This is a genomic window from Floccifex sp. (genome assembly GCF_051873495.1).
Taxonomy (GTDB): domain Bacteria; phylum Bacillota_I; class Bacilli_A; order Erysipelotrichales; family Erysipelotrichaceae; genus Floccifex.
This window is the reverse complement of sequence record NZ_JBJEEX010000011.1, coordinates 17841-37111: the sequence shown is the minus strand read 5'-3', so window position 1 is coordinate 37111 and position 19271 is coordinate 17841. Positions and strand designations below refer to the sequence as shown.

24 protein-coding genes are annotated in these 19271 nt (G+C 33.6%); 17 read left to right on the top strand and 7 right to left on the bottom strand.

Annotation, left to right across the window (positions count from 1 at the left end; translation table 11 throughout):
• Positions 1 to 20 precede the first annotated feature (20 nt).
• The 4 genes from ACI313_RS00790 to ACI313_RS00775 all read left to right on the top strand — a co-directional run bounded on the left by ACI313_RS00790 (position 21) and on the right by ACI313_RS00775 (position 2412).
• The gene (locus ACI313_RS00790) at positions 21 to 1154 is read left to right on the top strand and encodes a glycerate kinase family protein (RefSeq protein WP_320608243.1); all 1134 of its coding nucleotides are present in this window, start codon (positions 21 to 23) and stop codon (positions 1152 to 1154) included.
• Positions 1151 to 1645: a hypothetical protein gene (locus ACI313_RS00785; protein ID WP_320608242.1), complete on the top strand. Its 495-nt coding sequence runs from the start codon at positions 1151 to 1153 to the stop codon at positions 1643 to 1645. The genes ACI313_RS00790 and ACI313_RS00785 overlap by 4 nt, the downstream gene beginning before the upstream one ends.
• A 78-nt stretch (positions 1646 to 1723) precedes the next feature.
• Positions 1724 to 2110 carry an inorganic diphosphatase gene (locus ACI313_RS00780; RefSeq protein WP_320608241.1) on the top strand — a complete coding sequence of 129 codons (387 nt, stop codon included), beginning with the start codon at positions 1724 to 1726 and terminating at the stop codon, positions 2108 to 2110.
• Positions 2111 to 2148: 38 nt separating this feature from the next.
• Entirely contained in the window at positions 2149 to 2412 is a 264-nt protein-coding gene (locus ACI313_RS00775) for a hypothetical protein (protein ID WP_320608240.1), read from the top strand.
• 1 nt (position 2413) lies between these two features.
• On the opposite strand, the gene ACI313_RS00770 is transcribed toward ACI313_RS00775, so the two are convergent.
• The 3 genes from ACI313_RS00770 to ACI313_RS00760 are packed head-to-tail and all read right to left on the bottom strand — an operon-like array spanning position 2414 to position 4149.
• Positions 2414 to 3325: a GNAT family N-acetyltransferase gene (locus ACI313_RS00770; protein WP_320608239.1), complete on the bottom strand. Its 912-nt coding sequence runs from the start codon at positions 3323 to 3325 to the stop codon at positions 2414 to 2416.
• Entirely contained in the window at positions 3322 to 3537 is a 216-nt protein-coding gene (locus ACI313_RS00765) for a hypothetical protein (protein ID WP_320608238.1), read from the bottom strand. Before ACI313_RS00765 ends, ACI313_RS00770 begins: the two co-directional genes overlap by 4 nt.
• Before the next feature lie 12 nt (positions 3538 to 3549).
• A complete protein-coding gene (locus tag ACI313_RS00760; protein ID WP_439755053.1) occupies positions 3550 to 4149 on the bottom strand; it encodes a YigZ family protein in 600 nt (199 codons plus the stop codon).
• Between the two features lie 142 nt (positions 4150 to 4291).
• On the opposite strand from ACI313_RS00760, the gene ACI313_RS00755 reads away from it, so the two are divergent.
• From ACI313_RS00755 to atpC, 8 genes are read left to right on the top strand one after another with little or no spacing between them, the layout of a single operon-like run.
• On the top strand, positions 4292 to 4612 hold the full coding sequence (locus ACI313_RS00755) for a PTS lactose/cellobiose transporter subunit IIA (protein WP_320608236.1): 321 nt from the start codon (positions 4292 to 4294) through the stop codon (positions 4610 to 4612).
• 29 nt (positions 4613 to 4641) lie between these two features.
• Complete coding sequence (locus tag ACI313_RS00750) at positions 4642 to 5457, top strand: F0F1 ATP synthase subunit A (protein ID WP_439755052.1); 816 nt, start codon at positions 4642 to 4644, stop codon at positions 5455 to 5457.
• A complete protein-coding gene (locus ACI313_RS00745) occupies positions 5454 to 5771 on the top strand; it encodes an ATP synthase F0 subunit C (protein ID WP_320608234.1) in 318 nt (105 codons plus the stop codon). The genes ACI313_RS00750 and ACI313_RS00745 overlap by 4 nt, the downstream gene beginning before the upstream one ends.
• A gap of 10 nt (positions 5772 to 5781) precedes the next feature.
• Positions 5782 to 6261, top strand: a complete 480-nt coding sequence (locus ACI313_RS00740; RefSeq protein ID WP_320608233.1) for an ATP synthase F0 subunit B — start codon at positions 5782 to 5784, stop codon at positions 6259 to 6261.
• Positions 6254 to 8011, top strand: a complete 1758-nt coding sequence (gene atpA / locus ACI313_RS00735) for a F0F1 ATP synthase subunit alpha (RefSeq protein WP_320608232.1) — start codon at positions 6254 to 6256, stop codon at positions 8009 to 8011. Before ACI313_RS00740 ends, atpA begins: the two co-directional genes overlap by 8 nt.
• Positions 7989 to 8894 carry an ATP synthase F1 subunit gamma gene (gene atpG, locus ACI313_RS00730; protein ID WP_320608231.1) on the top strand — a complete coding sequence of 302 codons (906 nt, stop codon included), beginning with the start codon at positions 7989 to 7991 and terminating at the stop codon, positions 8892 to 8894. Before atpA ends, atpG begins: the two co-directional genes overlap by 23 nt.
• On the top strand, positions 8881 to 10266 hold the full coding sequence (gene atpD / locus ACI313_RS00725; protein WP_320608230.1) for a F0F1 ATP synthase subunit beta: 1386 nt from the start codon (positions 8881 to 8883) through the stop codon (positions 10264 to 10266). The genes atpG and atpD overlap by 14 nt, the downstream gene beginning before the upstream one ends.
• Positions 10266 to 10664, top strand: coding sequence for an ATP synthase F1 subunit epsilon (atpC, locus tag ACI313_RS00720; RefSeq protein WP_320608229.1), 399 nt, complete (start codon positions 10266 to 10268; stop codon positions 10662 to 10664). Before atpD ends, atpC begins: the two co-directional genes overlap by 1 nt.
• Before the next feature lie 12 nt (positions 10665 to 10676).
• Here the strand turns inward: atpC and ACI313_RS00715 are convergent, their stop codons facing one another.
• The 3 genes from ACI313_RS00715 to ACI313_RS00705 are packed head-to-tail and all read right to left on the bottom strand — an operon-like array spanning position 10677 to position 13542.
• Complete coding sequence (locus ACI313_RS00715; RefSeq protein ID WP_439755051.1) at positions 10677 to 11897, bottom strand: class I SAM-dependent rRNA methyltransferase; 1221 nt, start codon at positions 11895 to 11897, stop codon at positions 10677 to 10679.
• Positions 11894 to 12463, bottom strand: coding sequence for a flavin reductase family protein (locus tag ACI313_RS00710; RefSeq protein WP_439755050.1), 570 nt, complete (start codon positions 12461 to 12463; stop codon positions 11894 to 11896). Before ACI313_RS00710 ends, ACI313_RS00715 begins: the two co-directional genes overlap by 4 nt.
• On the bottom strand, positions 12460 to 13542 hold the full coding sequence (locus ACI313_RS00705; RefSeq protein WP_320608769.1) for a PLP-dependent aminotransferase family protein: 1083 nt from the start codon (positions 13540 to 13542) through the stop codon (positions 12460 to 12462). Before ACI313_RS00705 ends, ACI313_RS00710 begins: the two co-directional genes overlap by 4 nt.
• 108 nt (positions 13543 to 13650) lie before the next feature.
• Here ACI313_RS00705 and ACI313_RS00700 point away from each other — a divergent pair, with 108 nt between their 5' ends.
• The 5 genes from ACI313_RS00700 to ACI313_RS00680 are packed head-to-tail and all read left to right on the top strand — an operon-like array spanning position 13651 to position 18877.
• Positions 13651 to 14859 carry a M15 family metallopeptidase gene (locus tag ACI313_RS00700; protein ID WP_320608768.1) on the top strand — a complete coding sequence of 403 codons (1209 nt, stop codon included), beginning with the start codon at positions 13651 to 13653 and terminating at the stop codon, positions 14857 to 14859.
• A 28-nt stretch (positions 14860 to 14887) separates the two neighbouring features.
• On the top strand, positions 14888 to 16516 hold the full coding sequence (locus ACI313_RS00695) for a putative manganese-dependent inorganic diphosphatase (protein WP_439755049.1): 1629 nt from the start codon (positions 14888 to 14890) through the stop codon (positions 16514 to 16516).
• Between the two features lie 9 nt (positions 16517 to 16525).
• Positions 16526 to 17503: an asparaginase gene (locus ACI313_RS00690; protein WP_439755048.1), complete on the top strand. Its 978-nt coding sequence runs from the start codon at positions 16526 to 16528 to the stop codon at positions 17501 to 17503.
• Positions 17504 to 17544: 41 nt separating this feature from the next.
• A complete protein-coding gene (locus tag ACI313_RS00685; protein WP_439755047.1) occupies positions 17545 to 18213 on the top strand; it encodes a methyltransferase domain-containing protein in 669 nt (222 codons plus the stop codon).
• Positions 18203 to 18877 carry a 2-phosphosulfolactate phosphatase gene (locus ACI313_RS00680; RefSeq protein WP_320608764.1) on the top strand — a complete coding sequence of 225 codons (675 nt, stop codon included), beginning with the start codon at positions 18203 to 18205 and terminating at the stop codon, positions 18875 to 18877. Before ACI313_RS00685 ends, ACI313_RS00680 begins: the two co-directional genes overlap by 11 nt.
• On the opposite strand, the gene ACI313_RS00675 is transcribed toward ACI313_RS00680, so the two are convergent.
• Positions 18874 to 19224, bottom strand: a complete 351-nt coding sequence (locus ACI313_RS00675; protein ID WP_439755061.1) for an HD domain-containing protein — start codon at positions 19222 to 19224, stop codon at positions 18874 to 18876. The genes ACI313_RS00680 and ACI313_RS00675 overlap by 4 nt on opposite strands.
• Positions 19225 to 19271: the final 47 nt, after the last annotated feature.

The following is a 19271-nucleotide window of genomic DNA, read 5'->3' as shown; positions in this document are numbered from 1 at the left end:
CAATGTGCTAAAATAAGGATATGAAAATAATTGTAGCATGTGATTCTTTTAAAGGATGTATGACAAGTGAACAAGCCAATCAAGCCATTGAACGTGGAATCCATAAAAGCAATCCCCATCATGAAGTGGAATGCATTCCAATGGCAGATGGTGGAGAAGGAACCGCTTATGTATTGGGTTCTTGTTTAAATGCGACTTTACAAGCTGTACAAACACTTGATGCTTATGGCAATCGTATCACAACAAATTATTATATTACCGAAGATAAAATAGCTATATTAGATGTAGCTAGTTGTATTGGGTTAAGCATGGTGGATAAGTTTCATCGTAATCCTTTTATTGTGAATTCTCGAGGAGTAGGAATCATGATGAAAGATGCCGTTAATCGTGGTTGTAAACAATTGATTATTGGACTAGGAGGAAGCAGTACCACTGATGGAGGAATGGGAATTCTTCAAGAATTTGGAGTTGATTTCTATAACAACAAAATGGAAAAATTAAAAGCGAATCCCTACGGACTTCAAAAGCTAAGATACATCGATAAAACGAAATTTCAAAAACCAGATGTGGATATTATCGTTGTGTGTGATGTGAATATTCATTTATTAGGAGAAAATGGAACAACGCATTTCTTTGGGAAACAAAAAGGATTCTATCCATCTCAGATGAAAGAAGTCGATAAATGGATGGCCAATTATAATAATTGTATAAAGAAAACTTTCCATGTTGATTTAGATCAATTTGAAGGTGGTGGATGTGCCGGAGGAATTGGTGCTTGTTTAATGGGACTTTTTGATGCGAAAATGCTTCCGGGAGCCAATTTAGTTGCCCAAAAAAGTAAACTAGAACAACGCATTCAAGACTGTGATTTAGTAATTACCGGGGAAGGTCAAACCGATCGTCAAACGGAATTTGGTAAAGTTCCTTTTGAGATTCTACAAATTGCCAACCGTTATCATGTTCCTACGATTTGTTTAAGTGGGGCCTTGGGAATTGGTTATCAACAATTGTATAAACACGGGATGGCTGGTATTTTTTCAAGTAGTGATCGTGCCATGACTTTTCAGGTTGCGATTGACAAAGGGGAAGAAAAAATAGAAAATTTAGCTTATGCGATTATTCATTTAATTGATGCGATTAAGGGGGACATATGAAATTTATAAAATGCATTGTAGCAGTTTGTATGATGTTGCTGTCTTGTTCTTGTGCTAAACAAGAGCCTTACCAACAAATTGAAATCACAACAGAAGAATTAAAAGAAAAACTGGATAATAAAGAAACATTTAAATTTATGGTGATTCGTGATAATTGTGAATTCTGTAATGCGTTGTATAACTACATTGATCAAACATCACAAGAACACGATGGTGTTATTTTATATACATTAGATTCTACTGATTTTTCTTTTAGTCGAGAAAGCCAAGAAGATGTATTGTCTTCTTCAACTGAAGAAGGACAGTATTTATTGGAACTTTGTCCTTATTTTTTATACACACCAACGATATATGTAGTTGAACAAGGAACAATTGTGAATAGCGGGATTGGTTTCAATGATTTGAATAAATGTGTTTCCATTTGGGACTTAGATTCTTTCATTGATTTCAATGAAGCAGAGGAAATTGAGTTTTGGGAATTTATTTCTTGAAACTTTTTTCATTATTTTTGAAAACAAATTTGAAAATGTAACTATTATTGATTATAATACTCTTACGGAGGTTAGAGTATGGCTATAGAAAATAATGCGACATTTTGGCAAAAAATCGATACAATCTTATTATCAAGCAATATTACGATTGATCGACCTAAGGGAACATGCCATTTCAAATATAAAAACTTAATTTATCCAGTTGACTATGGATTTTTAGCAGACACATTAGGATCGGATCAAGCTCCTATTGATATTTTTGTGGGAAGTAAGGATTCCAATGCGGTAGAAGCTATTGCGATTAGTGCCGATATTTTGAAAAAAGACTGTGAAGTAAAATTGTTGTTGGGTTGTACGGATGATGAAATGTTATCAATCATGGAATTTTTAAATCAGACAGAATTTCAAAAGGCAATTCTAATTCATAGAGGAAATCAAATTCCTGCTTGGGCAAATGAGGATTAACGGTGCAATCGCATCGTTTTTTTTATATAATAGAGTATATGGAAACATTTGAAATAAACAAAGCACTCGCTTATTTGAAACAAAATTATGTATTGTATTGCCTTGAGGCAAAGACGATTTTATTTATTAAAGATAGTATGATTGTGTTGCACCATGAAAATTGGCATTCTAAAATCAATGAATCTGATTTTATAAATTCTTTTTCGGATTCTCATTTTCAATTGATTGAAAAAAGTAAAGAAGAATTTATTTCTAAAGAAAAAGATGATGAATACTACCAATGGCGTTTTCATCATCAATAAGTCAGTCTATCATGTGCATCCAGGTTGCCTGATTCAATTGTTCAAAATATTGTTTCGCATTTGTGATATCCATATTAGTCCACTGTGAAAACAATTTATAGTGATTTAAACGTACAAGAATCGTTCCTTCTTGTCTTGGATAATCCAATAAGAATAATTTTTCAAAGCGTTCATATTCACTTACGACAAAAGAAAGGGCACTTGTTCGTAAAGAAAGATAATGGAAGGCATCATATACGCTAGCACTATCTAAATACATCATGTAATCAATACGAATAAAGTCTTTTAGGTTTTTATAAATTAGAAATCCCGTAATTTCATTGTCATGTTTAGTGACAATGATTTTTTTATTGGATGCGATTTGATAGTTTAGGAAAGTATCTAATTCTTTTTTTGTGTAATGGATACATCCATTAAAATTAGATAGAAAAGCTTCATAAACTGGAAATAAATCCATTTCTTCATGATAAGTAAATACATTCTTATCATTTCCTTTTTCACATTTATATGCTGGAATACAGTATTTCAATGTTTTTGAAATAGGATAAAAACTACGAGACTCAAATAATTTGGGAAAAGTTGTGTATACAATTGTTAATAAATCATTAGCTGAACTTTTATTAAGGGCTGCTTCTAATAAACTTGAAAAATATTTTCGTTGACGATAATCGGGTAAAGTAGCAGCCATAGTAAATACGGTAGCCATACATTTATTGTTGCCATTGTAGAATACTTTTCTTTTTGTTTGTAGACAAGAAACAACGCGATTATCCACTATCATACAAAACATACTCGATGGATCAAATTCGTATTTCATCCAAGCTCGTATTTGTATGGAATCCATATGAAGAATCGATTTCTCCAATAAAGATTGAATATCACTTTCTAGCCCAATGGCATTGTGCAAAATCATTGTTCATTGTCCTCATGTTCTGTGTATTCAACATCAATCACATTATCATCTTGAGTAGAACTTGATGTGGAATCATTTTTATGTATTTTATATTTACGAATAAATAAGGCAACAATCCACAGTACAATTAATACCGGAAGTAAATAAGAAAGCATAGGTATTATAATGCTGAATAAGATTAATATAATAAGTAATAAAATGAAAAATTCCATTGTGTCCTCCGTTTAAATAACTTTTTCTTTTTCTATGTCTTGAATCCAAATGGGGGTAATTGCTCCATTTGATAGTTCCATTAAATCTTTAGAAAGATCTTGTTCACTAATATATTTATATTTTACCATTTCGTTATAGTCAATTGATGTGATTTCAATATTATTTTTACGAAAATAAGCTTCGACTTTTCCAATCCAATCATAACCAAAAGTAATTTCATATTCATGAAATAAGCTAACTTCCGTTAATGTGGCTTTTTTTAAGGCTTCTTGAACACTAGAACTATAGGCTTTGACAAGTCCACCTGTTCCTAATTTGATTCCTCCAAAATAACGAACAACTACGATAAATATATCTTGCATCTGTTCATGAAGCAATACATTCAACATAGGGTGTCCGGCTGTTTGGGCAGGTTCTCCATCATCGTTAGAACGAACAATGTTTCCTATAACCATAGCTGTACAATGATGCGTGGCATCGGGATGTCTTTTTTTGATGATTTTTAGAAATTCTTTGGCATCTTCTTCGTCGTTGGTGCGATGAAGATATGTAATGAATTTACTTTTTTTTATTTCAATTGTGTTTGAACTATCTTCTTTAATTTTAGGCATATTTGTATTATATAGAATAAAATGATTGATTTCTATCATTTTAGTGCTATTATTACAAAGTTCTTTTTACAAAATGAGCATCAAATGTTTACTTTTATTTATTCATAAATAGGACTACAATAGAAGAAAAGCGAGGAAGAATATGGAAAAAGATATTAATGAAATTTCTTTTGAAATTATAGCTTATTCAGGAGATGCTCGTTCTTTTGCGTTTCAAGCTTTAAATGAAGCTAAGAAACAAAACTATGAAAAAGCAGATGAATTGCTGCAAAAAGCTAAAGACGCCGATGTGAAAGCACATCAGGCGCAAACAGATCTATTATTTGATGAAATGGCTGGTAAAGAAAGTAAAGTAAATGTTTTATTGGTTCATTCGCAAGATCATTTAATGACAAGTATGTTAGCTCTTGAATTAATTGAAGAAATGATAGAACTGTATAAAAAAGTTGATCAAAACCGATAATGGTTTTTGTTTAGTAGAAAGGAGAGATTATGACTAAAACACAAAGAAAAAAGAGTATTGTTGTGATTCTTTTACTAGCTGTTGTATTTTTTGTATTGGCACTGATTGTTCCTAGTCAACCGGCTAGTGAAACCATTCAAGAAGTAATGAAAGATGGCGTATTACATGAGGCCAATAAAATTTCATTATTTGGACTTGAAGTGAATCCTGGTTTAGTTTCAGGCTTTGTAGTAACAGGAATTATATTAACGATTTGTGTATTTATTCGCATCTTCTTAATTCCTAAATTTAGCTATGTTCCATCAAAAGCCCAAGTAGTGATTGAAATGGCAGTTGGGTATTTCCGTGATTTAGCTAAGTCAAATAGTCCTCATCGAAATAAATTCCTTGGAGCGTATGTATTTGCGGCTGGAGTTTATATTTTTGTGGGTACTTTATCCGAGTTATTTGGAATTCAATTGATCACAACAACAGGAATAAGCATTGAATTATCAGCGCCTTTATCTGATATAAATGGAGCTATCGCTATGGGGTTCCTCTCATATTTTGTGATTTTATCAGGTGGAATTATCAGTAATGGTCTAAAAGGAGCTGGAAGTGCATTAAAAGATTTCTCATTACCAATTTCAATGAGTTTCCGTTTATTTGGAGCATTATTGAGTGGATTATTGGTAACTGAATTAGTGTACTACTACATTAATTTAAGCTTTGTTCTACCGGTAATTGTCGGAATTTTATTTACTTTATTACATGCCCTTATTCAAGCATATGTATTAACGATGTTGACAGCTCTATTCTATGGAGAAGTTAGCGAACCTAAAAAACCAAAAGGAGAAAAGAAATGAAAAAATTAATGAAAAGCGTTATTTCAAGTACAAGTTTAAGTACAATGATGTTTTTAAGTCAAATGAATGTATTTGCTCAAGAAGCATCACAAGCATCTTCTAAAGCAATGCCAGCAGCTGTTGCCATTGGTCTTGCTGCTGCGGCTGGTGCCATTGCCATGGGTATGGCTATTAGTAAAGCTTGTGAAGGTGTATCTCGTCAACCAGAAGCAAGCGGTAAAATCCAAACTATGTTGATGTTAGGATTAGTTTTTATTGAAACTGCGATTATCTATGCATTAATTGTTGCGATTTTAATTATCTTCGTATTATAGGAGGGGTTTTATGCCTTTAAATATTGATTTCCAACAAATTTTTCTTCATTTATTTAACTTCGTGCTTTTAGGAGGCGGGCTATATTTATTGTTGTATAAACCCGTTGTAGAATTTATGGATAAGCGACAAGCTTACTATGAAAGTTTGGAATCTGACAAGAAACAAGCACTTCAACAAGCACAAGAAAAAGAAGAATTATATACTAAAAAATTAGATGAATTTGACCAGGATATGGCTGCTCATAAAGCAGAGGCTATCAAAGAATGCGAAAAATTAGTGAATGCGAGAATTGAAAGTGCCAAAGAACAAGCTGACAAGATTGTTAAGGATGCACAAGTAAAAGCTGAAATTCATCGTGATAAGATGGTTGAACAAGCCAAAGAAGAAATTACGGATTTAGCTCTTTCAACTGCTAAAAAGATGATGGAACAAGAAGATATGTATTCTCAATTCGTTAAAGCCGCTAATGAAGGTGAGCAAGATGAATAGTCCTAAAAAAGCCATTCTTTATAGCGCTCAAAAACCTACAGAAGCTCAAAAACAAGAAATACTTGATTTTTTAGAAAAGAAATATGACTGTGAAGTGTTATTGAAATATGAATGCGATGAAAAATTAGTCAATGGTTTTCGTATTTCAATAGGAGATGATTTCTATGACTGGTCAGTAGAAACGCGTCTACAACAACTTCAAAATCAATGGATGAAATCGTTAAAGAAATCCAATAATCAAATTATTCCTCTTTTACAAGATTCCCTTGAAAACTGGACACCAACGGTTATGGCCAATCAAGTGGGACATGTATTAAGCGTGGGAGATGGAATTGCCACAGTAAGTGGTTTACAAAAAGCTGAATATGGAGAAATTCTAATTTTCACAAATGGAATTCGAGGAATGGTTCAAGACCTTAGAAAAAATGAAATAGGATGTATCTTATTTGGCGATGACCGTGAAATTAGTGAAGGAAGCATTGTTAAGCGAACAGGAAAAATGGCTGGAATTCCAGTTGGAGAAGGATTTATTGGTCGTGTAGTTGATGCCTTAGGAAATCCGATTGATGATTTACCTGAAATTGAAGCGGAAGACTATTATCCAATTGAACGACAAGCTCCTTCTATTATTGAAAGACAAAGCGTCAACAAGCCAATGGAAACCGGATTATTAGCAATTGATTCAATGTTTCCAATTGGTAGAGGACAACGTGAATTAATTATCGGAGACCGTCAAACAGGAAAAACAGCTGTTGCTCTAGATACAATTGTGAATCAAAAAGGAAAAGATGTGATTTGTGTCTATGTAGCGATTGGCCAAAAAGCTAGTTCAGTAGCACAATTATGTCAAAACCTAAGACAAAGAGGCGCTATGGATTATACAATCGTAGTTTGTGCCACAGCAAGTGACAGTGCTCCTTTACAATACATTGCCCCTTATGCAGGTACATCGCTTGCCGAATTCTTTATGCATAAAGGAAAAGATGTATTAATTGTTTATGATGATTTATCAAAACACGCTATTGCCTATCGTACACTAAGCTTATTGTTAGAAAGAAGTCCAGGACGTGAAGCCTATCCAGGAGATGTTTTCTATCTTCATTCACGTTTATTGGAACGTTCAGCGCATTTAAGTGATGAATTAGGTGGAGGAAGTTTAACGGCTTTACCAATTGTAGAAACACAAGCAGGAGACGTATCGGCTTATATTCCAACTAATATTATTTCTATTACCGATGGACAAATTTTCCTTGAAAGTAATTTATTCTTCTCTGGACAACGACCAGCGGTTAATGTTGGTTTATCGGTTTCTCGTGTTGGAGGAGATGCGCAAATTAAAGCGATGAAACAAGCCGTTGGATCTCTTCGACTTGAATTAGCGCAATATCGTGAAATGGAAGTCTTCACGCAATTTTCGAGTGACTTAGATGATTCTACGCGTGAACAACTTCGCTATGGACAAGGATTGATGAGACTTCTTCGTCAACCACAATTTTCACCTTTAACACAAGCTCAACAAATTTATGTTTTAGTAGCAGGTCTAAATCGCTTATTTGTGAATATTCCGCTAAACAAAATTGATAAAGTTAAACAAGAACTTGTTGAATATATTGATAACGTTGCTAGTGAAATTAGTGTTGAAATCAATCATACCAAAGTATTATCCGATGAAAATCGTGAACGAATCTTACTTTTAAGTAAAGAATTTATGAAGAAGGTTCCAGAATATGGCATCAACAAAGGAAATTAAAAACCACATTAACAGTGTGCGTGATACTCAAAAAATTACCAATGCGATGTATTTGATTTCGTCTACTAAACTAACAAAAGCTAAAAGGGAATGGGATCATACGCGTCCTTTTTTCCAATATACACAAAAAGAAATTAAACGAATTTTTCGTACAGCTCCCAATCTTCAATCGCGTTATTTCTATCCATCTCAAGATGAGCCACCTCTAGATGGAACCTATGGATGTTTAGTTATTACGGCGGATAAAGGACTAGCGGGTTCGTATAATATGAATGTCATCAAAGAAGCCGAAAAACTTTTGAATAAACACAAAGATACGAAGTTATTTGTGGTAGGAGAATATGGTCGTCGTTATTTTATGAAACATCATATTCCTATTGAACAATCATTTTTATACACTGCGCAAAATCCAACGATGGATCGCGCCAGAGAGATTTGTTCAATGCTTCTTGATTTCTATGATCAAGAAAAATTAGAAAAAATATATGTTGTTTATACGGATATGTCGGGTATCGAACAACAAGCCAAGGTATTCCGTTTACTTCCTTTCCATCGATTTGAATATATGGAAGAAGATGATCTCGCAACGGATTTTGAATTTAATCCATCTTTGCAGGATGTACTTGAAAAATTGATGCCAAGCTATATTGCTGGTTTCATTTATAGTGCACTTGTAGATAGTTTTTGTTCGGAACAAAATGCGCGTATGAGTGCGATGAATTCCGCAAATCAGAATGCCGAAAAAATCTTGGCGGAATTAAAAGTGGAATACAATCGGGTAAGACAAGCTGCTATTACCCAAGAAATAACTGAAATTAGTGCGGGTGCAAAAGCCCAAAGAGATAAACGAAAAAAGAGGGAGGTACAAGATGAACATAGGTAAAATTGTTGAAATTTCAGGTCCAGTCGTAGATGTACTATTTGAAAATGGTACCCTTCCTAAAATTAAAGATGCCCTTAAAGTTGAAGTTGATGGCGAAGTTCGCATTATGGAAGTTTCACAACAATTAAAGGATCATATGGTGCGTTGTATTATGTTAGCGCCAAGTGAAAAGCTTCACCGTGGTATGGATGTAGTTGCGGATGGAAAAACGATTGAAGTTCCAGTTGGTGAATGTACATTGGGGCGAATGTTTAATGTATTGGGAGAGCCAATTGATGGTAAAGAGGCTATTTCAAATCAAGAAACAAGATGGTCAATCCATCGTCAGGCCCCAGCATTTTCTGAACAACAACCAAGTGTTGAAATCTTAGAAACAGGAATTAAAGTCATTGACTTATTGGAACCTTATCCAAAAGGTGGAAAAATTGGGTTATTTGGTGGAGCCGGTGTTGGTAAAACCGTTTTAATTCAAGAGTTAATTCATAACATTGCCATGGAACATGGTGGATATTCTATCTTTACTGGAGTTGGAGAGAGAAGCCGTGAAGGAAATGATTTATGGAATGAAATGAATGAAAGTGGTGTTGCATCTAAAACAGCACTTGTATTCGGTCAAATGAATGAATCACCTGGGGTTCGTATGCGTGTAGCTTTATCAGGATTGACAATGGCTGAATACTTTAGGGACCATGAAAACAAAGACGTTCTTTTATTTATTGATAACATCTTCCGTTTTGTACAAGCAGGATCTGAAGTATCAACTTTATTAGGTCGTATGCCTTCTGCCGTTGGTTATCAGCCTACCCTAGCAAATGAAATGGGATCGTTACAAGAACGTATCACATCGACTAAAAATGGATCCGTTACTTCGGTTCAAGCTGTATATGTACCAGCAGATGACTTAACAGACCCTGCTCCGGCAACAACATTTACGCACCTTGATGCGACAACGGTATTGTCTCGTAAAGTATCGGAACAAGGAATTTATCCAGCTGTGGATCCACTAGAATCGACAAGTCGTATTCTAGAAGAAGATGTAGTGGGAACAGAACATTATCAAACAGCTCGTAAAGTACAAGAAATTTTACAGAAATACAATGACCTTCAAGATATTATTGCGATTTTAGGAATGGATGAATTAAGTGATGAAGATAAATTAATAGTATCACGTGCTCGTAAAATTCAACGTTTCTTATCTCAACCTTTCCATGTAGCGGAAAAGTTTACGGGAATTAAAGGTGTTTATGTTCCTTTATCAAAGACAATCGAAGGATTTAAAATGATTATTGATGGTCAAATGGATGATTATCCAGAAAGTGCATTCTTTAATGTCGGAAGCATTGATGATGTAATTGCTCGAGGTAAAAAATAATGACTTTTACGCTTCATATTGTGGCCAGTGATCGTATTTTTTATCAAGGAGAATGTGAGTCATTAGTTATTCCTACGGATGATGGTTTGATTGGTGTTATGGCCAATCACAGCAATATGATTATGGCTATTGTTCCTGGTGAACTTCAATTTCAAGTACCAGGAAAAGAAAGAGAAATTTGTGCCATTGGTTCGGGTATGTTGAAAGTCGAAAACAACGATGTCCTTGTGTTATTAGACAGTGTTGAACGACCTGATGAAATTGATGAAAAGCGTGCCCAACAAGCGGTTGCCCGCGCTAAAGAAGAAATGCTCCAAAAAAAGAGTATTCAAGAATATCATGAAGCCCAAGCTCATTTAGCACGTGCACTATCAAGATTAAAGGTGAAATCGCATTGATTTCACCTTTTTTTAACATACTTGGAAAATATAGAATTTTAAATAGTTTGTTTCATCGACATTCCATAAAATTGGATGATCACATGCTTGTTGGCGAGCTTCGATTTGGCGCAAAGCCACATTGGCATCTTTAGCCGCATCCGCAAGCATTTTTCTAAATAATTCATCACTCATAAAATGGGAGCAAGAACAAGTGGCTAGGTATCCACCTCTAGGAAGAATTTTCATTGCTCGATAGTTAATTTCTTTATATCCTCTTGTCGCATCTTTAATGGTATTTCGACTTTTGGTAAAAGCAGGTGGATCTAGGATAATAAAGTCATAAGGATGTTTCTTTTCTTTATCTAATTGCGTTAATAAATCAAAGACATCACAAACTTCAAAAGAAATATTATCTAAGTGATTACGACGAGCATTTTCTCTAGCCATTTCAATAGCCGAACTTGAAATATCAACGCTTGTAACGTGTTTAGCGTTTCCTTTTGCGGCATTTAATCCAAAGGAACCTGTGTGTGTAAAACAATCTAAGATTGTTTTATCTTTGGAAATACGACGAATGGCTTTACGATTATATTTTTGATCTAGGAAAAAACCAGTCTTCTGCCCATTTTCGACATCTACTTGATAGATAATCCCATTTTCAATGATTTCAACAAGAGCACTATCGGGATGGGAAATTCCTTCATACCATCCTTTATATTCTTCCATTCCTTCTAATTTACGAATAGATACATCATTTCTTAGATAAATACCTTCAATGTTTTCGCCCATTTCCGTTAAAATATCATAGAACGCTTTTAGAATCACATCTTTAATTTTGTCCATTCCCAAACAAACAAATTGAACCGATAATAAAGTATTAAAACGATCAATTGTAAGTCCAGGAAATTGATCGGCTTCACCATGAACTAAGCGACAACACTTAAAATCTTCATCAGGCATAACCGTTTGACGATATTGAATCGCATATTTAGCACGGCGATACCAAAAGTTTTCATCAAACGTATCATTGGCATTGCGAGAAATTAAGCGAACTCGAATTTTAGAATGAGAGTTATAAAATCCGGTTCCCATATATGTATTGTTAGCCATGACATCGACTAATTGACCATCTTCGGGATTATTGATCACATCTACAACTTCTCCTTCATAAACCCAAGGATGACCTTCTTGTAAGAATTTCTTTCCTTTTTTTGTGATTTGAATAATAGGATATTGTCTTATTGTTTTCATTTTTTCTTTCTCTTCTTTCTAACAGAATATCCAAAAGTTCCTAATAAATTACCTAAATCATAGTATTCCCCATGAGAATAAACAATTGGTTTTGTTTTTTCTAGAGCAAGGCGTCCGTTTTCTTCTAAACAAGCTTCATCAACTTGTACATTGAGTACATCGGCAATGAACATATGATGAGAACCGAGTTCTAATATTTCTTTTACTCTACATTCAATGTTGACAGGACTTTTGGCAAGAACAGGACAATCAATTTTAATGGCTGGTTCTTTTTCAAGATTCATTTCCTTAAATTTATCGACATTTCTTCCTGATCGGACTCCACAAAAATCAGTGGCTTTGACGAGTTCTTTGGTTGTTAAGTTAATGGTGAAAATACCACTTTCTTTAATTAAATCATACGAATATCGTTCAGGACGAACGGAAATATATACCATAGGTGGATTGGTACAAATGGTACCTGTCCAAGCGACCGTAACCACATTATCAATGTTGTTGTGACGGCAAGTAACTAATACAGCCGGTAAGGGATAGACCATGTTTCCTGGTTTCCAAGATTGTTTCATATAAGCTCCTTTCTTAGTTTTCTTCGAATTCGATTTATGTGTCTTTCAAAATCACCGTTATTTAAGATTTCAGCTAACACATATTGATCCAATGTTGGCACTGTACAAGAATAAAAATTGATTTTATCACAAAATTGTTTGGTGTAATTCTTTGGTAAAACCATATACGCAATTCGAATGGATGGCGCAATGGTTTTGGAAAAAGAATTCATATAGATAACACAATTATTGGGTTCCAATGAATAAATGGTATCTACAATTTTGGTTGATAAACAAAACTCAGAATCAAAATCATCTTCAATAATAAAGCCATTTCTCTCTTTGGCAAAGCGAATATATTCATTTCGCTTTGAAATACTACTTGAAACACCTGATGGATAGCTATTGTAAGGTGTAACGTGTAATACTTTGGCTTTTGTCTTTAGTAGTTGTTCACTTTGAATACCATCGTTTCCCATTTTCAATAAATCAATTTGAATGTGATTAGCTTGATAGACTTTTCTGATTTTTTCGTATCCAGGGTTTTCTAGGGCATAGATGTATTCATTCCCAATCATTTGGGTGATTAAGCCATATAAATATTCAGCACCAGACCCGATGATAATTTGAGCATTTTCAACTTCAATTCCTCGATTTCTTTTTAAATACTGACTAATCGCATTTTTTAATTCTTCACATCCTAAATTTGGGGATTTGACCATGATTGCTTCTTCGTTTTCTTGTAGTACTTTACGAATGGCTTTGGCATATAAGTGCGATGAAAAAGTATCTTGTTGGAGGGTATGAGATTGATGCATCACTTCAATAGTGTTTTCACTTGGATTGGAATACCATTCACTATCTTGATAAATGACATAGTAACCAGAGCGTTGTCTAGCTTCAATATAGCCTTCGTCCATCAAAATAGAATACGCATGTTCTACGGTAATGACACTGGTTTGTATGTCCAATGCCATTTGTCTTTTAGATGGTAGTTTATCTTGATAGTGCAGGGTATTGTTTATAATGTCATTTTTAATTTGATTGTATAGTTGCATATACGCATTGACATGATTTTCTTTGGTGATTGTGTATTTCATCTGGTCCTACTTTTCTATTAATTATTGACTTATTTTATAGTACCAAACTGAGATAAATTTTCAAGATAAGTTATATCAATTTATGATACAATACAAACAGAGGAAAACATGGCTAAAAAAAGAAAAAAAGTTAAACGAAATTATCGGCGTTTAAAAAAGATGATTGTAGGGTTCATTGTATTATTTATAATAGGGAATGTTGTATTTTTTAATTGGGATCGTATTTCTTTGTGGAAAAAAGGGTATACAAATGAACAATGTAAAATTATATTGAATTTATCGCAAGAAGAAATTGATGAATATCTTGGGCAAGATAAAATTGATATGAATCGTTGGGATGAATATTCCAATGGACATCATTACTATGATTATGAATTATATGAACAAGCTAACCCTGATTTATCAGATATGACAATCATTAAAAATGTGGATCGTCTATATGAAGTTTATGAAGAATTAATAAATTTAGGATTTACACGTGATTTTTGTCGGGAACACTATGCGGATTATGCGATTGAAGACTTTGAAGTCTTTGCGAATAATCAAATTGACTATGATACAGCTAAAAAGTATCTAAAAGTAAATGGTGTAGTGATTGAAGATATGCCTAAGTATGTGAATAGTGGAATGAGTGCGACTAAGGCAGTTATGAAATATTCATATGGGTTTATTGATGCATCAAAAAAATGTGATTACATCTATGAAGTGAATCCAGAAAATAGTTTATTTACGATTGTGAATGATCGCTTTGAATTAAAAGAAGACTATAAACCAGATGATTTAGTAAAAGCGGAAGTGGAAAAAAGTAGTGAGTGTAAATCAAGTAAATTAGTAGAAGAAGCAGCGTATTCATTAGAGGACATGGTGAATGATGCTAAGGATGAAGATTTAAACATTATATTAGATAAAGCATATATTTCTTATGGATATCAAGAACAAGAATACAATGAGTGTGTAAATTACTATGGTTTATGGACGGTTGAAAATGTTCTACAATTATCTAAACCAGGATGTGATGAACATCAACTTGCCACAACAGTCAATTTAACTTGTCAAAGTGCAATCGATGGAGAAGAAGACTTTGAAGATAGTGATGAATACAAGTGGTTAAAGAAACATGCTCATGAATATGGATTTATTTTTCGTTATCCTTCAAATAAATCGGATATTACCGGAAAAGAAGGTATTTCCAATCAATTCCGTTATGTAGGAGTTGATGCGGCTAGTGAAATAAAAGAAGATAGTTTATGTCTTGAAGAATATGTTTTACGTCATGGATTAGATTATACTATGAAAATTATCGAAGATGCAGGCTAGGTCTGTATCTTTTTTAAGGAGGAAGAAAATGGAAAAAGTGTATGTTTGTGGACATCGTCATCCGGATACGGATTCAATTGTTAGTGCGATTGCGTATTCGTATTTGAAACAAAGACAAGGGGAATATGCCATTGCGTGTCGATTGGGTCCAGTGAATCAAGAAACGAAGTATTTATTAAATCGCTTTGATTTTGATGAACCGGTAGCTTTAGAAGATGCACGAATTCGATTAAATGAAATAGATTTAGAAAAACCAATTGCGGTATATGAAGATGAAACAATTTTTGAAACACTAGATAAAATGAAGTATTATCAACAACCATATGTTTGTGTAGTTGACCATCATAATAAAGTAAAAGGAATGGTTACACGAAATGATTTAGCTGATATTGGTCTAGGGGATACGGCTTTAGGAATTGATTTACTTAAAAATGCTTCATTATCAAATATTTGTAAAACGTTACAAGGAAAAATTATCGTAGGCGATGAACAAATGCACTTAAATGGGAAAGTGAGTATTGTCGCTTTATCGAAGCGATTAAGTGCAGATTATGAAGTAAGAGATCGCATTGTGATTATTGGAGATGATCCAATTAGTCAAAAACACTTAATTCAAAAAGGAGCGGGTCTACTTGTTGTTGTATGGGCCAAAGAAATACAAGAAGATGTAATCGAATTAGCTAAGGAATATCATTGTCCTATTTTAATTAGTGGCTATGGAAGTATGAATACATCGCGTTATTTATTCTTTTCACCTTCTATTTCATCAGTGATGAAAGAAAATGTGATGTGTTTTTATGAAGATGAATATTTAGAAGATGTAGCTAAGAAAATGGTGCGTAAACGTTATCGTGCGTATCCTGTTATTGATAAAGAAAATTATTTAGTGGGATATATTTTAAAAGATCATGCGATGAATCATCAAAATAAAACTTTGATTTTAGTAGATCACAATGAATTTTCGCAATCCGTTAAAAATATTGAAAAAGCATGTGTAAAAGAAGTTATTGATCATCATCGTGTTTATGATTTTTATTCTAGTGAGCCTATTTTCTTTCGCAATGAAATTGTAGGAAGTTCGGCAACGATTATCACATCAATGTTTATGGAACAAGAAATAGAAATTCCCAAGAATTTAGCAGGGCTTTTATTAGGAGCTATTATTTCGGATACTTTGAATTTTCAATCGCCTACCACTACAGCCAAAGACATCCGTATTGCCGAAAAACTAGAAGCCATTGCTCAATTAAATATGGATGAATTTGCGTATGATATTTTATTTATGAATTCGAATATTGAATCTAAAAATATATCGGATTTTCTAAAAGAAGATGTAAAATCATTTGATATTGAAGGATATCGTGTTATTATTGCTCAAGTTGTGATTCCTTCATGTGATTGTATGAAAACAATGCACGAAGCCATTCAAGAAGAACTTGTTCATTATGCTCGAAAAAAAGGATGTGACTTAGTGTCGTTAGTTTTAACGAGTGTAACGGATAATGGGTCTTATTTCTATAATGAAGGAAAAATATCACAATGGGTTGATCAGGAATTGGAAATAGAACATGGATATCCTAAGTTTTTAGAAAACATTGTGTCTAGAAAAAAACAAATTGTACCAATGATTACCCAAATTATCCAAAAAAACGCATAAGGAGACAGAATGAAAACAATAGCGATTATTGCCACTGGTGGAACCATTGCCGGAGTGGGAAAAGATGGAAAAACAGTTGTGTATCATGCCGGAGAAATTGATGTGAATGATATTTTAGAGTCGATTCCTCAAATTAATGAAGTGGCACATTTAAAAACTTTTCAATTATATAATGTAGATTCCAATGAAATGGATGAAGAAAAATGGATGGGTCTTTCGAATATGATTAATTCTTTAGTATTAGAAGAAGACATTGATGGAATTGTAGTAACCCATGGAACAGATTGTATTGAAGAAACATCGTATTATTTAACACTTACATTGAATACGAATAAACCCGTTGTTTTAACAGGCGCTATGCGACCAGCAACGGCAACAAGTGCCGATGGCCCTTTTAACTTATATCAAGCAGTAAGTTTGGCAAGCAATGACAGTGCATATGGAAAAGGGGTTATGGTCTTATTTTCAAATACCATTTATTCGGGAAGAGATGTTCAAAAGATAAATAACTTTAAAGTAGATGCCTTTGGTCAAAAGACATTTGGTTGTCTTGGCTATATGCAAGATGAAGTACCTTATTTCTTTTCAGATACTTTCAAAAAACATACGATTCATTCCATTTTTGCCGGAAATTATAATTCTCTTCCTAAAGTAGGTGTAGCTTTATTTTATGCAGGGGCTTCGGCTGATATTTTGTATCATTTAGCACAATCGAATGAAGGAATTGTCATTGTAGGAGCTGGTTCTGGAAACTACAATGAAAAATGGAAAGAAGCTATCGAGGATTTATCAAAAAAAGGAATTATCTTTGTTCGTTCTTCGCGTGTACAAGAGGGAATTGTATTTGATGATGAAGTATTTGATCCACATCATTATTGTATTTCTTCTAATACATTAAGTGGCCAAAAGGCAAGGGTGTTGTTGATGTTGGCTTTAAAGAAAACCAAAGATAGAAACCAGATTCGTCAAATTTTTGCGCAATATTAATAGTCCGTGGCAGGACTATTTTTTTGTGATATACTTCTTTCATGAGAAAAGATTATTTGAAATATACAGATATTGAATTATATCAAGATGAAGAAATGTTTAAATATAATTCGGATACGACGGCTCTTGGAATGTCACTTGAGGAAATGAAAAATCGCACGGTATTGGATATGGGGTGCAACAATGGATCGTTATTGTTGTATGCGTATATGAAAGGGGCAAAGCGATTCATTGGATGTGATATTTTTCAAAAGGCTTTGGATTTAGCTGAAATGAATTTAAGTAAATATACGGATAATTATGAATTTCATTGTTGTCGGGTACAAGACTTAGAAATTGAACCTGTTGATGTAGTGATTTGTAATCCGCCATATTTTAAAATGACACGAGACATTAAAGAAGATGAATATTATAAACGAGCAATGTTTGATGAATCAATGCCATTAGAAGATATGTTTAAGTGTTTTCGTAAGTTTTGTAAAGACAATGGTGTTGTATATACGTTGTATCCGGCAAATCGTTTTGTGGAATTTTATCAAATGGCTATTAAATATAAAATGAAGTTTATGTCACTTCGTTTTGTGTATGATAAAAAGAAAAAATTTGCGCTTCGTTTTATTGTAAAAATGAAAATTGGTCCGATGACAGAATTAAACATATTAAAACCTATTTATATAGATCGAGGAGATGTGATTTTTGATGAAGATTAATATTCTTCAATTATTAGATGGTGCCAAACAAGCAAAAGGAATTACTGTCATTATTGATGTGTTTCGTGCTTTTAGTTTAGAGGCTTATTTAATAAGTCAAAATGCGAAATTGATTATTCCAGTCGCAAGTCAACAACTAGCTTATGACTATAAAGAAAAAGATCCTTCAATTTTATTGATTGGGGAAAGAGAAGGTAAAATACTACCTGGTTTTGATTTTGGTAATAGTCCAAGTCAAGTTGAAGGAATGGATTTCAGTGATAAAGTGATTGTCCATACCACAAGTGCAGGAACGCAAGGATTAACTTCAGCTAGTCAGGCTGATGAAATTTTAACGGGTAGTTTTGTGAATGCCAAAGCCATTGCGGATTATATTAAATCTAAAAATCCAGAGGAAGTGTCTTTGGTTTGTATGGGATGGATGGCGAGTACACCTACTCAAGAAGATACTATGTGTGCGCAATATATTAAGAGTTTAATTGAAGGAAAAGAATATACATTGGATTTTGATTTATTAAAACAAACAAGTGGGGCTAAGTTCTTTGATCCATGTCAACAAGATGTTTTTCCACAAAGGGATTTTGATTTGTGTACCAGGGTAAATGTATTTGATTTTGTGTTGAAATATGAAAATGGCAAAATCATTAAAATTGGTAGAGTCTAGGCTCTACCAATTGTTTCTTTAGAAGCACAGATTTTATCAGCTAAGCATAAAACCCAGCTTTCTTTGTATTTAGGTGGAAAGGGATTTAAAGGAAACATGTGTTTCACAATCATATCCTCACATTTTTCATTGATTGGGAATTGTTTTTTGGCGTTTTTCAAGGCAAAATAAGGATGTCGAAACCCATGAAAGCGGTGCCATGATTCTTTATCGTGCCAGTCATAAAGAAAAAAGTCATGTAGTAAAGCACCACGAACAAGGGTTTCTTCATCGAGTTTTAAATGAAATAAATCATTGATATATAAGCACATTCTTGCCACGGCTATAGTGTGATCATAAACACTTATGTTTCCGTGTTGAATGGCTTTTTTTCGATTTGAATGGAATCGCTAGA